Here is a 14,115-nt window from a genome sequence, read left to right on the forward strand (position 1 = left end):
GGAGGCGGAAATCCCTTCTCCAGCAACCCGAATGAAATTTTTATGATAGGGATGTGCCTGGATGGATAAAAACAGAAGACTTCGTGATTTAAGCTTTGGCACGATAAGCGTAGCTGACAAATCGCTTATTCTCGGAGCGGGGGTAACGCCGCTGGGAGACCCCTTGTCAGGTTTATTGGCGAACGAATTCAATCATAACTTCGATGCCTATGACAAGGCTATCGATTCTATCTACAACGAGACGCATATAGGCGGCTCGGGCCTACACCATTTGCTGGACGGCCAGCATACGATTTGGGGGGCATTCGAAGCGGTGAGAGATGTCAAGACGGATGATTCCTTCGTCACCGAGCTTCTTCAAGCGTGTGAGCATCTATTGAGGGACGCCGCCTCCAAGTCGGGAATCAACCCGTTATTTTCTTTGACGCAGGAGCAGTTCAACCACTTGGGGAATATGGTAGGTGAACTGGGCATTTCCAAAACCTTTTTGGCAGACGCCCTTACTTTTAACGGTTCGGAGCTGCTTGGAGGCCTTGGGGGACTTGCAGCGTCACTGCTGCTTGGGAATCAACCGGATCCTTCACGATTATCCAGGCTTTCCGGGGGGCTTCTTATCTCATCGCTTGTGACAGCGAACCCTATTCTGTTCCCGATAGCGGCCGGCGGAATGGTATACAGTGCAATCCGAAGCGGCGATCCGGTTGCAGCGATGAAGCAATGCGGCAAAGGAGCTTTAGTCTCAGGCAGCGCCTTGCTCGTCTCGTCGTTAGTCGGTGGACCTGTCTGGATTGGCTGCCTCACGGGTGCGGCGGTAGCGCTGCTGGTCTCCTATGCGGTAACGAATCCGGAGGATGCCTTCCGGAGACTCAAGGCTCTTATGCGGCCTGCAGCTGTGCTGTACCGCAAAATTTCGCTACAAATATAGCCAGCTATAGCCAACGACGACAAGGAGATACAGGATGACAGAGAAATGGATGGATAAGATTATTAACCTGGAAGCATTCGGCAAGGTACATAGAGATATGCGGGCTGTGAGCCCGGAGACGGCGGATAATATTATCGATTCCTTTACGAAAGCCCTTGCACCTGTGAGAGAGGCTTTGGCGAAGGCAAGGAACAACGACCAAATACGCGTTGCCCTCATTCAAGAGCAGTTAATTGTTCAGGCGCAGGCGAGCCAATATTTGAGCATCACCGACGAGTTTACAGAGCGTCATAAAAATTTGTGGAAATTTAACTCCCAGGCTCCCGAGCTCTTTTTCCAGACCGCCTATGATCGGCTTGCCGCCTATTTTCAGCAGAAAAAAACGGTAATGCACCACAAATTAGAACTGGACAGCTCCTGGTACAGCGGAATCAAGGATTCGGCCAAGAAAATGGGGTCATTGGTCAATTATGCCGTCAAAGGCGCTAATCAATTGTCCGAAAAGCTCGGCGGTCAAAAGCTGACCGCCAACGAGAAGGTGATCGACGACAAATCGATTGTAGAGACACTGATGGAGCAGCACCTTCATCCCAAGCAGGTGTCAGTGGATATAGGACTCATACTGGACCACTGCAATAAGGTCTATGAAGAGGCGTGGAAAAAGGAAATCGCTGCACAGCAGCCTGACTTGCAGCGGATTATCCCGCATATGCTGGTCCATAAAGCAAGGGAGAATGTCGAGCTGCAGTTTCAGGTAGGAGCAACGGAGCAGATATTCCTTGTCTCCATTGGCACTACGGTTGCGAGCGTCCTCGCTTTGGCGGCGGGGTGGCACACGCTGACATGGGCGATTTTGAACGTCTTTCCTCCGATGGCGCTGTTCGTTGCCGCCTTGACCGTTGTCACGGGATTTTTGACCAAAGAGAGTGCATTGAAGCAGCGGAAAAAGCAGATCGATGATTCGGTCAATCAATACTATCATTATTTTCTGACCTATCTCGACGTCATTAAGCTGAAGGAGTTAGGCGACAAATCGTTAAGGCAGCACATCGTAAATGCCGGGGAAACCATCATCCATAAGACGATCGAGCAATGGGAAGCATCGCTGCTGGGCGGATTGACGATCGATCATTATAGGCAGCTGAACGCTGCCTTTTCCAGGCACATTCTTTATTTACAGGAGAAGCTAGAAGAACTGGGGCAGACTTGAAGCTGCTGAATCGGGGGGGAGTGTGTAATGTACTCAGCTGTTACCAGGAGCGGAAATCCGTTCCTGGCAGCCACGGCTGAAGTGTCGTTGAATTTATGGTGTTAATCCTGCCCATCCAGATTAAGCTTCAGCTTCCTTCTTCCAGCAATATCAGGAGGAAAGCTGGAGGGCTCTTGCTCACGGGCGACGGATTGCGATGATCGCTGTCCGGCAGCTCCCGTTAACACGTTGGCTACTTCTTGATACCCCTTTTCATCTGCATAGTCTAAGGCAGTTTTGCCAAGAAGATCGGCTACCTGAGGGTCGGCTCCCTTTCTTAATAGGAAAGAAGCTAACGCGAGATGATTCATCCCGGCTGCATAATGAAGGGCTGTTCTCCCCACAACATCGGGTTCATTAATATCAACGCCCTGCTCGGTTAAATAATGGATGATGGCAATTTGTTGATCATCGATATCGGTTTCCAGGCTTTCATCGTCGTACTCAAATACGTCATAACCTGTGCTGTATACGGTTGCGATGATCAGATTTCGTTCATTTTTGGTTTTGCAGCGCACATCGGCGCCTTGCTGAACAAGCTTTTTGACAAGCGCCAAATCCTTGCCATACTTGGAGCAAGCCTCCGCCAGACTTTGATTTAAGCCCGAACGGTCCAGCAGCTGGTATTTGAACATGTATTCGACAAGCTTGGTGTTGCTGCCTTTCAAGAGAAAGTCAATCAGCGCTTGTCTAAGGGTAGCACCCTTGGCCAGCAGCTGTTCGACGTAGAAGGAATCCGCCTGATTAAGAACGCAGGAGGACATCCCTAATTCCATGGTGTTAGAATACAAGGTTTTGGTCATTAGCGTTTCAAAAATGTGCGACTGCTTCTCTCGGATGACCTCGGCCAGCAGGGTGAAATTATCGTTATTAACAGCATTCACATCAGCGCCCCGGGCGATAAGATACTCCACGATATCCCACGAATGATGCTTGGCTGCGGCCAGCAGGGGAGTAAAACCTCCGCGGTATTTATGCTCGATTTTGGCTCCTGAGACCATATGCGTCTTGACCGTATGCAAATCTCCATTCATGATAGCTTCTTGCAGCGCTTTATAGGATTCCTTATTGATCGTAATGGGTTGAATGGGTTCCTCCGGTGCGGCCGCCTCCTGCTCGGGCTGTTTCTTCTTCTGGGCAGCCGTTCCCGCCGCTATCGGCTCAGGCTGATCTACCTTGATATTTAAATAATGAAATATCGTTTGTACCAGAACTTCAGTACGGTCCTTGGAGAGATGGCGGGCCGAGGAAAATCCTTGAATAATTTGATTGTAGTTGTTTTGATTCAATGTAACTCCCTGAAGCCGGAATAAGGTTTGAAACAGGCCGCTTGCTTGATACAGGCTGTTCAAATCACGGGCCATAGCTTGCTGAAGCTCGGCGAAATTGTTCATATGGACTCACCCTTTGTTGTAATGGATTTAAGTAGAGAATCGGAGGGAAAGCCGGTCATCTGTATGGTACCGTCCGAATTCAATGTAATCTCGACTTGTCTTGCTTTAAAATCCTCCAATATGTATCGTTCGCTTAACAGATGAATGGTCTGGTTATATGAGCCTGCCGTCAGTTCAGACGAAGGAACGGATTCGTCGAATCGTCCATCGATGAGAACATCGACGTGCTGAAGGATATCCGTTGCCAAAGGCATCTGTCGGAGTTCTTTCATTGTAAAGCCCGTAAACAAGACTACGGAGAGATGCCGCGACCTTATATATTTTACCAGCTCGAGAAGGCCCTCTTGCTGCAAAAAAGGCTCTCCCCCGGAGATGGTTACTCCCTCTATATCCTGCGGTATGCATTCGAGTACGGTTTCCAGCGTCATCCGGGTTCCACCGTCTAAGGGGTGGGAATCCGGGTTAAAGCATCCCGGACAATCCAGCGTACAGCCTTGAAAATGAATGACGCAGCGCTTCCCCGGGCCGTTTACATAGGAATAGCGGTGAATGCCGTGGATATTTAACAAGATCGAAGCCATGGCTTATAACTCCACATTCCGGTTTTGCTGCAAGGAGGTTCTTTGGTAATACTCGGGCTTTTTCTTACGCTGCTCGGTCATGCCTAGCGCCTTCTCCAAGGCTTGGGTGGCTGCTTCACAAGATTTCCCTTGAAAACCGATGGCTTCAATAGACAGCGTGCCGTCCTTTTTGACGATAATTTCTATTGATTTCATGATTGTATTAGCCTCCCGTTCGGCAGATCAATTTGATCGAGCCGTCCTCCATCTGACGTCGCTCCACAGCATAGCCTTGCTTGCGTGCTGCAAGTGTAGCGGCATGAACCGCATAATGCTGAAGCAGATGCTCGGCGCGTTTGCCGACTTCCTTTTCTACATGCCCGTTGTACCAGTCCGTAGTCATGGTGTAGGCACCCGTTCTGCCCAAAGTGAATGCTAGATCATAAGGGCCCTTTAGCTTCACTACATAATCTGCGGGAAGTAGCCTCCCGTTGTATCCCCGTGCGGACTGATCTCGAAGCAGATCCAGGCCTAACTCGCGACAGGCAAGCTCCAGCGCTTGAATATCGCGAATTTCTGTTTTCATTTTGGTAAAATGGCTCATGAGTTTGGCTCCGTTGTAGATTAAGATAGAGTAATTCTTCTTTTTGGGAGAGCGGATCTTTCCTCGATTTCGGATAGATCGATTTCCCCTGTGCATCGCGAGGCACTCTTGGCCCGCAGCTTTCCCCAAGCCCTAATGGCTTCAATTTTTTCCTTCATCGTTATAGAAAGCGGGATTTTGCTTTGAATCGCCCGCAGCATATCATCGGTCGTAAAGTCGCGTTTCTGGCTAAAAGCGTAAAACATAGCCGCTTCCAGCACCTTTTCGATCTCGGCGCCGCTATATCCTTCTGATGCTTCGGCCAAGGCATTCAGATCGAACAGCTGGGGATTGCGCCTCTTTCTGGCGATGTGAATGTGCCAGATTTCTTGACGCTCCTCCTTTTGAGGGAGGTCGGCCCAGAAGATTTCATCAAACCTCCGAAGAAGCTCGGGAGGAAGTGAAGTCACATCGTTGGCAGTTGCAAAAAGGAACACAGGCTTCGATTTCTCCTGCATCCATGTTAACAGCTGGCCGAAGATCCGGTTGGTTACGCCCCCGTCATTGCCGTTCCCTAAGCCGCTGAAGGCTTTATCCAGTTCATCGATCCACAGAATACAGGGGCTCAAAGTTTCGGCCAGCTCAATCGCTGCACGCATCTGCTTCTCAGACTGACCGACAAGCGAGCCAAATACGCGATCCAGCGGAAACCGCAGCAGGGGAAGCTGCCATGCGGCAGAAGCGGCCTTGGCGGCAAGAGATTTGCCGCATCCGGGCACCCCCACATAAAGAAGGCCGGCAGGTTCCTTAATTCCGTAATCCCTTGCCATAGGGGTAAAGGCTTGTTCCCGTTCCAGCAGCCAGTCTTTAATCTCCTGGTTTCCTCCGATATCGTCTAGCGTGAGTGAGGGCTCAATATATTCAAGCAGTCCTGAACGTCTTATGATCTTTGTTTTCTCCCTCTGAATCTCCGTTATGGCCTGTCCATGAAACGAGCCGTGCCTTACAAGAGTAACGGCAAACGCATTCTCCGCTTCTGCGCATGTCATACCGAGCGCTGCTTCGAGCAGTCTGGTTCTATCAGTGATCTCAATTCTCGAATCTACGGAGGACATCACGATGTCGAGCACCTTTCCTAGCTCCTGTACATCCGGAAGCCGATACTCGACCAGGGCCACTTCCTTTTCAATTTCCGCAGGAAGCTGCACATACGGAGAGAGGAAGATGCAGGGCTTGCTTCCGTGCTTGGCGAACGGCACCATATCCCGTATCTTCTGCAGTACCATATAATTATCCAGGAAGAAGTGGAAGTTAGTGAATACATGAATCATGTTGTCCTGCTCTTGCCTGTATACGTCAAAACAGCTGATTTGATCTGACGGATGCATTTCCAGCGATTGTCCCGTTTGCGGATCAAACCAGCCCTTCGTACAGGACCATATTTTGGCTCCCATTTGGATGTCCTTACTGATCTTGAATATGTCCTCCAGTATGATGTTCTCTTCGTATCCCGTGACCCAGATAAGCGGAAATCCGGCAGCGATGTATTGTTTAATGGTTTGCAAAGTCAGCAGCTCCTCAGATGTAGAAAATTTCGACTATGCTTTTATTCTCCTCATTTTTGTATATTTTGACAATCCTTTTTTCTTCCGCGTCGTAATACTTTCGCCATGTTCGGATGGATTCAAATAAGAGACAATAGGTATCGGGTTGACGCACGGATGGCTTACCCAGGCTCGGACATCGCAGTCCGGCAGTGCAGGCGTATCCTATACACTTGTATGCTGTTTGACCTATTCGGCTCAATTCCTCACAGGGGTTCGATTCCCCATATCGTATGGGACGATATTGCCCGAGGTAGGGCACTCGACTTTCACTCGAGGAGAACATGCTAACCATTACGGGAGGGCCGGAAAGGGATTCCTCAGTGGCTGTCTATGCACACTGCGGCGGGGCTTAGCAATCCGCGGATACCGGCTTGTGCCGTTCAGGATCAGAGGCTGACGCCAAGGCATGATGAGACAGGTTGCATCCGGACCTGGCTGCATCGCGTCAAGACAGAAGCGCAATGGCTCGCACAGCACAAGTCTTAAGCGGGATTCCGTCTTACGCGCAGGAGGACCTCCCTTTTCCAGAGTCATCAATCAAAGGCAGACTGAAGGTCTGCTTAAGGAGGAAACATGATGTTTAAAAAGATCAATATTAAAACCGACGAACGCGGGCTGCTGTTCCGCAAAGGAAGCTATGTCAAGCTGCTGCAGCCAGGCACGTACCGATTCTCTCCATTTTCGGAGGATACGGTAGAGGTTCTTACTATAACAAAGCCTTTTCATGTCCAGGGGAAGGATTTGCAGCTGTTCATGCAGGATGAGCGGCTCTTGCAGGAGCTGGATGTCGTTCAGGTGCAAGACCATGAGTATGTCCTGCATTACGAGAACGGCCAATTCGTCTCTCTTCTAACCGCCGGGAGCTATGCGTTCTGGAATGTACTGAAGAAGCATACTTATATCCGGATCGATATCCGGAACCCCGAGCTGCCGGCCGAGGTTGATCTGGCGGTATTGCCCAGGCTGGCCAGCTATCTTCAGGCGTTCGAGGTGGCTAATCATGAATCCGGTGCGCTGTACTATAACCATGTGATGCAGAGGGAGCTGGCACCCGGAAAGTATTACTTCTGGAGAGGGCCTGTCTCGGTAGCGGTCAAAACCGTCGATTTGCGCCAGCAGCAGATGGATATGACCGGCCAGGAGATGATGACGGAGGACAAAGTCACTCTGCGCTTGAACTTCGTATGCCAGTACAGAATCGTTCAACCGCTGCGGGTGCTGGAGATCCGTTCCTTTGAAGAGCAATTGTACATTCAATTGCAGCTTATTTTGCGGGAGTATGTAGGAACCTTGAAGTTAGATGATCTGCTGAAAATGAAGCAGGAAATCGCGGCCTTCGTTCTGTCGAGATTGAATGAGAAGAGCGAAGAGTACGGCGTCCGGTTTTTGTCCGCAGGGGTGAAGGACATCATTTTGCCGGGGGATATTAAGGAGATCATGAACACCGTGCTGCTTGCCGAGAAAAAGGCTCAAGCCAACATCATCACCCGGCGTGAGGAGACGGCATCGACGAGAAGCCTGCTGAATACCGCCAAGCTGATGGATGAGAACATGACGCTGTACCGGTTGAAGGAGCTGGAGTTCCTGGAGAAGATTTGTGAGAAGATCGGCACGATTTCGTTGACTGGCGGAGGCAATCTGCTGGAGCAGCTGAATTCGCTGCTGGGGGATAAAAGTGCCGGGAAAGTGTAAGCTGCCGAAGGGAACCATGTATGTCCCCTGATCTCCGATCGAAAAAAGAAGAAGTGCCGGTACTTCCCGAACCGACACTTCCTTTTACTTCCTCACATACCACTTCAACCAGCTTCGAATGGCTTCTTCCTCTGACATTCGTCTATTGCACAGGCAAGGAGAGATTACCCACTCATAAATCGCCTGCTGCTTGGTCTTGAAAAAACGATAATCACAAATATTCCATGGGTTATAAACCTTCCGGTACCCTTTTCCATTAGGCAAATCATAGGTATAACGACGAACTGCTTTATTGGCTTGACACTTGGCCCAACGGGTACCCGGTGTGTGATGATCGGTCCATACGGGGGCATGCTTTCTGCTTCGGCTCATCTTGGCTCTAACCTCCTTCTGGGAAGTTAGAGACCGTCCAGCTTCTTCATGTGCATCCTCCTTTTCGGGATGGGGTGAATTCTATCCATTTAAACGTGCCTGGCTGGAAAAAGTTGCATGGTCGTAATACTTTCACCCTGTTGTCAGAAGTCTGCAGGATCGATAATAAATAACAGAATTACTTTTATTTTAAGGAGCGGTACGCATGGCTATTGTTCAAATACGGTCCACCAACCCTAAGCTTTCCTTTATCCTCAAGAAAAATCCCGAGTCCGGCATGCTGCTGCGATCGATTCGCAAAGGGACGGCTTACGGCTGGTATACGGACGATTCCACCTACAACGTCTATTTTAAAGATGCGGATAACGATATTTCGTATAAGCAGCACGAACAGGAGACCTTTGAATACTTGAACGTATCGAGGTATAACACGCCGTTATTTCCTCTGAATGCGATCAATGAGTTTTTCTCAGCGCCATTAAAGACACGGGATGAACGAGATGCAGACGGATACGAGAACGCATTTTTCATCCATATGATTCATGTGGAGATGATTCGATATGTTGAGTTTTTTGAGAAGCATATGAAGGAGTTTACGTTTGAAAGCAAGCATCTGGCTCATCAGAGCTATTCTCTTACGATTACAACGAACAAGAGCCTCTACGAGCTTTTGCATGTGGCCAGTGTTCTATGCTTGTTTCTGTCCATGTTCGGCAAGGAGCACATTGATATTTCGGAGAGTATCATTGATAAATATGTGAAAAGCATGAACATCATCGATGCTCCGTTCTATATCCGAAGCCTGTTTGTAAGGAACTTTTTATCGACGAGAGACCGGTTTAGAAAATATAAAGCTCAGCTGGAAAGCACAGCCCGGTACGCCATTCAGTTTGATTTTGGCGGGACGGCTTACCAAAGAAGGAATTACATCGGCAGCGCGCTGCCATTTAACAAAGCGATACTGGATATTGGATGCGGTGAAGGGTTCTATGCGATTCCTTTTGCGGGGAAAATTGAGGACAGCTATTATGCGATCGATATTAACGAAGAAGTGCTGGAGGTCGTGAACCGTAAAGCCAAATCCAAGGAGCTTGATAACATCGTCATGCTGGAGTCAATCGACCGATTTCTGGAGGAATATAACGGGGAACAGGTCGACGTCATTTTAACGGAAGTTATTGAGCACATGGATAAAGAGGAAGCAGCGGCGCTAATCGTCAAAATATGCGAGCACGTCGATTTCGACCATTTCATTATTACCACCCCGAACTCCGACTTTAACCGGTATTACGAGATTGACGGATTCAGACATGATGACCATCGCTGGGAAATGGGGCAGGAGCAATTCAGACAATGGTTCGAAAGTGCGGTATCTCCAACCCATCTGGACTACGAATTTGTATCGATTGGCGACGGGGTTAATGAGATCAGGACGACGCAAGGCGTTATTCTTAGAAAAAAGGGGGCGTAACGGTTGGAAATCCGGACTAAAGTTCATACGATTTTTATGATGATAGGCTCAACAGAATGCGGCAAAACGACCTTCGCCAAGGAGGTGCTGATTCCCGGTCTCCGTTTGGAGGACGAAGGAAGCGGGTTAAAGACCAACGTCCAATACATTTCCTCGGACAGCATCCGGCAGGAAGTGCTCGGCTATGAGTACGATAAATATGATCAGGTGATGCTGGAGGCCAGCGAGCAGGCTTTCCATCTGTTATTCGAAAAAGTAAAAATGGCAGCCAGCTTCCCCATTCATGCCGAGTTCATTATCCTGGACACGACCGGCTTGGCAGAAGACTTTCGAGAGAAGGTACGCAAGATTGCACATGAGCAAAACTACAATCTGGAAGTCATCTTATTCGATTATCGGAAAAGAGAGGATTATTACGCTTCGGAACGGTCGAAGAGGCTTATTACGAATCATATTAACCGGCTGCGTAAAGAAGTGCTCGGCTCCTTGGCTAGAGAAGGCTATTCCAAAATTCACAAGGTGCGCAGCAAAGACTTCTACTTGCCGGAAGAGGGCAACGCAAATCCGGATTACCAAGTGATCGTAGAGGATTGGGGCGAATATGCCTCGACGGCGCTTCCGCAGGATCAGAAATATATTATCGTGGGCGACGTCCATGAATGCATTCAGGACCTGAAGGGCCTGCTGCTGGACCACGGTTTTCGAATCGACGGCAACAAGCTCGTTGCTGCAGAAAAAGTGCGGAATACGAAGGTGATTCTGCTCGGCGACTGGATCGATAAAGGCAATCAAACCAGAGAAACGGTACAGTTTCTGTATGAGAACCGGGAGCATTTTCTTTTTGTCATGGGCAACCATGAGAATTTCGTCTACAAGTACTTGCAGGGAGAAATCAGCGGGGCGGATCAGGAGCTGCTGCACAGCTACTTCACGTCGGTTCAAGCCCTGCAGAGCGATGCGGCACTGCTCGAAAAGTTCAATCATCTCGTAGGCTTATCGAAGCCTTTCTACCGGATGGTGGGGGTGAGCGGCCCGTCCTTCTATGTAACCCATGCGCCTTGCCGCAACAAGTATATCGGGAAGCTGGACCCGAATTCGATGCGTCATCAACGTAATTTCAGGCTGGATCGCAGCACTCCGGCAGAGGAGCAGCTTTCCTTCTTGCAGGAAGAGGCGGTAAGAAACCATCCGTATCATATTTTTGGGCATATTGCCGCCAAGCAGTCCTTCCGTATCAAAAATAAGCTGCACTTGGATACCGGGGCCGTTCACGGCAACGCCCTGACGTCGGTGAGCATATCGTTCAAGCCATTCCTGAAAGCACACAAGGCAGCGCAAGCCGTCATTCAGGAGGAGCTGAAGGTTCTGTTTCGTGAAGAGCGCAAAATTTCGATTCAAGATCTGGAAGAGGATGAAGTGCGCCGCCTGCATTACAGCACCCGTCATAAGGTGAACTTTATCTCCGGTACGATGTCTCCTGCAGACAAGGATGAGGCCGTCAATGAGCTGGAATCGTTAAAAAGCGGCTTGAACTATTTCCAAGGACGGGGCGTTCAGCAGGTGGTGCTCCAGCCTAAATATATGGGCTCCCGATGCAATATTTATTTGCATAAGGACATCGATCAATGCTTCGCGGTAAGCCGCAACGGCTATAAAATCAATCGAATCGACTTGACCGGGATATACGCCAAGCTGCTGAACAAGTTCGGTTCGTATATGGAGCAGCACCAAATCTCCATGCTTTTGCTGGACGGCGAGCTTATGCCTTGGTCGGCGATAGGCGAAGGCTTGATTCAAAAGCAGTTCAAGCCTATCGAGAAGGCGCTGGAAGGCGAGCTTGAATTTTTGAAGCAGAACGGATTTGATGAGGCTTTTGACAAGCTGGTTGAGCAGTACCGCGGCAGCGGGTTCGAGCAGGACCAATTCCGCATGCCCAAGACCGAATTAAGCGATAAATATGGCAGCCATATTTATCAAAATTACAAAGACCTCCGTCAAATCATAGACACTCATGTTCCGGTCGAGGAGCATTGGAAGGCCTATGAAACGTACAAAAGGCAGCTGGAGCTTTATGCCGAGGACGGAGAGGCGGAGTATAAACCGTTTGCTTTGTTAAAAATCGTTTATGACAACGGGGAAGAGCAGCTTCCCGATTGGAATACATCGGAGATGTACCGGTTCTTGTCAGATGATGAGCTCGTGCTGCTTGATCTGTCCGATCCGCAAAGCTATGAAATAGCGGAAGGGTTCTTTGCCAAGCTAACTGTCGATAACCATATGGAGGGTGTCGTCATCAAGCCGGAAGTGCAGGACGGTAAAGCCGCTCCATATATGAAGGTGCGCAATCCTGAATATTTGTCCATCATTTACGGGTATGATTACCGTTTCCCTCATAAATACAGCAAGCTGATGAAGCAAAAGAGCATTGCTCCTAAGCTGCGTACTTCAATGAATGAATACCGGCTGGGCCAGGCGCTGCTGGCGGTTAAATTCGATGAGATTTCCCCAGATCATGAGACGTACAAGGAAATTGCGGCGAGCCTGCTGTTCGAGGTAGCGAAGGAAAAAGAGATGGACCCCAGGCTGTAAAGCATATAGAGCCGGTCAGGAAAGGAATCCTGATCGGCTTTTTTCAAATAGTCCTGAACGAATTGTCTTCCAAAATAATGGGAAATTTACACGACCCAAATCATGGATTTGGCCGGGTTGTTGAAAAACCCATTCATATAGAAAAATGCGAAAGGTGGTAGGTGGGGTATCCCTTGTAGGAGCGATAGCGTCCGCCTTTGTTCTCGGAAAATATCCACTGTAAAGCGATATATAATCAAAATTTTTCCGGGAACAACAGCGGCCGGAAGGGGATACCCCACCGGGGTACCGATGCTAATTTTCAATCGTTATAGGTTTTTCAACAGACTCCCCAAATCATGGATTTGGCTTATTTCACATAAAATATTTACCGATGGTGCAATATTCGGTATTATGAAATAGAGTCATTTGAAAGGGTTTACAATGGCAGAGTGAGTTTTTAACAAACTCGGGAGAAGGTGGGCTGCCTTTGAAGGAATGGGACATGGCTATTGGGCAGCTGATGGAGAAGCACCGGATCGCAGGCTTGGCGGCTTCGGTCGTCCGTGAAGGCCGGATGCTTTGGAGCGGCGGATACGGATGGGCGAATCTGGAGCATAAAATTCCGGTGACGAGCCGAACGATATTCCGCATCGCCTCCATCACCAAGTCGGTTGTGGCGACGGCCTTTATGCAGCTTGTGGAGCGGGGCTTGTCCGATATCGATCAGGATGTCGGAGCCGTTCTAGGCATTCCGCTGCGGAATCCGCGCTATCCGGGGCTGGCAGTGACGTTCCGCCATCTGATGACCCATACCTCCGGCTTGCAGGACGAATACGCCCGGTTCGTCACGGATTCCCGTAATGAAAATCCTCCGACGCTAACGCTAGCGGATCTTGTTCTGGAAGGCGGGGCTTATTACACAGATCGGCTGTGGGGTACAGGAAGGCCCGGTGATCCGGACAGCTTCGAGTATTCCAATCTGGGAGCGGTCCTGTTGGCGGCGGCGGTGGAGAAGCTGTCGAACGAACGATTTGATCTGTACTGCCGCAAGCATCTATTCGAGCCCTTGCAGATGAAGGATACGAGCTTTAACATAAGCGATTTTGCACAGAAGATGGACAACATTGCCGTCCTCTATGAATATGGCGGGGAAGACGACAAGCACCTTGTCGGTGCCGATGATTTTGGCGGCAAACAACCGGTTCCTGTTGATTACAGCAGCTATGTGCCCGGAACGAATGGAGCTTTGTTCAGTCCGCAAGGCGGACTTCGCACGACGGTGGACGACCTTACCCTGTTTTTGCTGGCTCATGCCAATGACGGCAGCTTGCAGGGGACAAGGGTGGTGCAGCCGGAGACGGCGAAGCTCATGCATACGGCGCAATGGACAGGGCATCGTCAAGAAGGCTTTTTCAGGCACAGCGGGCTTCAGTTTCATAGAACGAACGAGCTGGTACCGGGACAATGGCTTGTAGGCCATGCCGGCGATGCTTACGGGCTGCTCAGCGACATGTACTTCCACGAGCAGGAGCGGTGGGGCTTCGTCATGATCTTGAATGGAGCGCGCCGCGACAAAGGCGCAGCTTATTTCCGGGCAGAGGAAGAGCTGGCAGGGCTGCTGGTCGAAGCTTTCCTGAAATAGCAATCAAAGGGGGCGTCTCCGCAGCCAAAGGTTGGTTATTTACAACATG

12 protein-coding genes are annotated in these 14,115 nt (G+C 49.7%); 6 read left to right on the forward strand and 6 right to left on the reverse strand.

Going from position 1 to position 14,115, the window contains the following annotated elements; all coding sequences use genetic code 11:
• The first annotated feature begins 61 nt into the window (after positions 1–61).
• Both B1728_RS19445 and B1728_RS19450 read left to right on the forward strand, forming a co-directional pair.
• Positions 62–925 carry a hypothetical protein gene (locus tag B1728_RS19445; RefSeq protein ID WP_079912057.1) on the forward strand — a complete coding sequence of 288 codons (864 nt, stop codon included), beginning with the start codon at positions 62–64 and terminating at the stop codon, positions 923–925.
• A gap of 34 nt (positions 926–959) precedes the next feature.
• On the forward strand, positions 960–2,135 hold the full coding sequence (locus tag B1728_RS19450; RefSeq protein WP_079912058.1) for a hypothetical protein: 1,176 nt from the start codon (positions 960–962) through the stop codon (positions 2,133–2,135).
• A 101-nt stretch (positions 2,136–2,236) separates the two neighbouring features.
• On the opposite strand, the gene B1728_RS19455 is transcribed toward B1728_RS19450, so the two are convergent.
• From B1728_RS19455 to B1728_RS19475, 5 genes are read right to left on the reverse strand one after another with little or no spacing between them, the layout of a single operon-like run.
• Complete coding sequence (locus tag B1728_RS19455) at positions 2,237–3,568, reverse strand: ankyrin repeat domain-containing protein (RefSeq protein ID WP_079912059.1); 1,332 nt, start codon at positions 3,566–3,568, stop codon at positions 2,237–2,239.
• A complete protein-coding gene (locus tag B1728_RS19460; RefSeq protein WP_079912060.1) occupies positions 3,565–4,149 on the reverse strand; it encodes a 4Fe-4S single cluster domain-containing protein in 585 nt (194 codons plus the stop codon). Before B1728_RS19460 ends, B1728_RS19455 begins: the two co-directional genes overlap by 4 nt.
• Positions 4,150–4,152: 3 nt before the next feature.
• The gene (locus tag B1728_RS19465; RefSeq protein WP_079912061.1) at positions 4,153–4,344 is read right to left on the reverse strand and encodes a DUF2997 domain-containing protein; all 192 of its coding nucleotides are present in this window, start codon (positions 4,342–4,344) and stop codon (positions 4,153–4,155) included.
• A 7-nt stretch (positions 4,345–4,351) separates the two neighbouring features.
• Positions 4,352–4,732 (reverse strand): DUF1257 domain-containing protein, encoded by a 381-nt coding sequence (locus B1728_RS19470; RefSeq protein ID WP_179136095.1) that lies wholly within the window; start codon positions 4,730–4,732, stop codon positions 4,352–4,354.
• A gap of 20 nt (positions 4,733–4,752) precedes the next feature.
• Positions 4,753–6,276, reverse strand: a complete 1,524-nt coding sequence (locus B1728_RS19475) for an AAA family ATPase (RefSeq protein WP_079912063.1) — start codon at positions 6,274–6,276, stop codon at positions 4,753–4,755.
• 618 nt (positions 6,277–6,894) lie between these two features.
• Between B1728_RS19475 and B1728_RS19480 the strand changes: the two genes are divergently transcribed.
• The gene (locus B1728_RS19480; RefSeq protein ID WP_079912064.1) at positions 6,895–8,010 is read left to right on the forward strand and encodes a slipin family protein; all 1,116 of its coding nucleotides are present in this window, start codon (positions 6,895–6,897) and stop codon (positions 8,008–8,010) included.
• 84 nt (positions 8,011–8,094) lie between these two features.
• Here the strand turns inward: B1728_RS19480 and B1728_RS19485 are convergent, their stop codons facing one another.
• Positions 8,095–8,382 (reverse strand): hypothetical protein, encoded by a 288-nt coding sequence (locus tag B1728_RS19485; protein WP_079912065.1) that lies wholly within the window; start codon positions 8,380–8,382, stop codon positions 8,095–8,097.
• 205 nt (positions 8,383–8,587) lie between these two features.
• On the opposite strand from B1728_RS19485, the gene B1728_RS19490 reads away from it, so the two are divergent.
• The 3 genes from B1728_RS19490 (at position 8,588) to B1728_RS19500 (ending at position 14,066) form a co-directional block, all read left to right on the forward strand.
• On the forward strand, positions 8,588–9,853 hold the full coding sequence (locus B1728_RS19490) for a class I SAM-dependent methyltransferase (RefSeq protein ID WP_079912066.1): 1,266 nt from the start codon (positions 8,588–8,590) through the stop codon (positions 9,851–9,853).
• 3 nt (positions 9,854–9,856) lie between these two features.
• Complete coding sequence (locus B1728_RS19495) at positions 9,857–12,442, forward strand: metallophosphoesterase (protein WP_079912067.1); 2,586 nt, start codon at positions 9,857–9,859, stop codon at positions 12,440–12,442.
• Between the two features lie 469 nt (positions 12,443–12,911).
• Entirely contained in the window at positions 12,912–14,066 is a 1,155-nt protein-coding gene (locus B1728_RS19500; RefSeq protein WP_079912068.1) for a serine hydrolase domain-containing protein, read from the forward strand.
• Positions 14,067–14,115 lie beyond the last annotated feature (49 nt).

This window comes from Paenibacillus sp. 32352 (assembly GCF_002042965.1).
GTDB classification, from domain to species: Bacteria; Bacillota; Bacilli; order Paenibacillales; family NBRC-103111; genus Paenibacillus_S; species Paenibacillus_S vulneris.

What these genes read in the sequence shown, in the direction of transcription:
- B1728_RS19445 (WP_079912057.1), top strand. Translation starts at nt 62, where the DNA reads ATGGATAAAAACAGAAGACTTCGTGATTTAAGCTTTGGCACGATAAGC.
- B1728_RS19450 (WP_079912058.1), top strand. Translation starts at nt 960, where the DNA reads ATGACAGAGAAATGGATGGATAAGATTATTAACCTGGAAGCATTCGGC.
- B1728_RS19455 (WP_079912059.1), bottom strand. Translation starts at nt 3,568, where the DNA reads ATGAACAATTTCGCCGAGCTTCAGCAAGCTATGGCCCGTGATTTGAAC.
- B1728_RS19460 (WP_079912060.1), bottom strand. Translation starts at nt 4,149, where the DNA reads ATGGCTTCGATCTTGTTAAATATCCACGGCATTCACCGCTATTCCTAT.
- B1728_RS19465 (WP_079912061.1), bottom strand. Translation starts at nt 4,344, where the DNA reads ATGAAATCAATAGAAATTATCGTCAAAAAGGACGGCACGCTGTCTATT.
- B1728_RS19470 (WP_179136095.1), bottom strand. Translation starts at nt 4,732, where the DNA reads ATGAGCCATTTTACCAAAATGAAAACAGAAATTCGCGATATTCAAGCG.
- B1728_RS19480 (WP_079912064.1), top strand. Translation starts at nt 6,895, where the DNA reads ATGTTTAAAAAGATCAATATTAAAACCGACGAACGCGGGCTGCTGTTC.
- B1728_RS19485 (WP_079912065.1), bottom strand. Translation starts at nt 8,382, where the DNA reads ATGAGCCGAAGCAGAAAGCATGCCCCCGTATGGACCGATCATCACACA.
- B1728_RS19490 (WP_079912066.1), top strand. Translation starts at nt 8,588, where the DNA reads ATGGCTATTGTTCAAATACGGTCCACCAACCCTAAGCTTTCCTTTATC.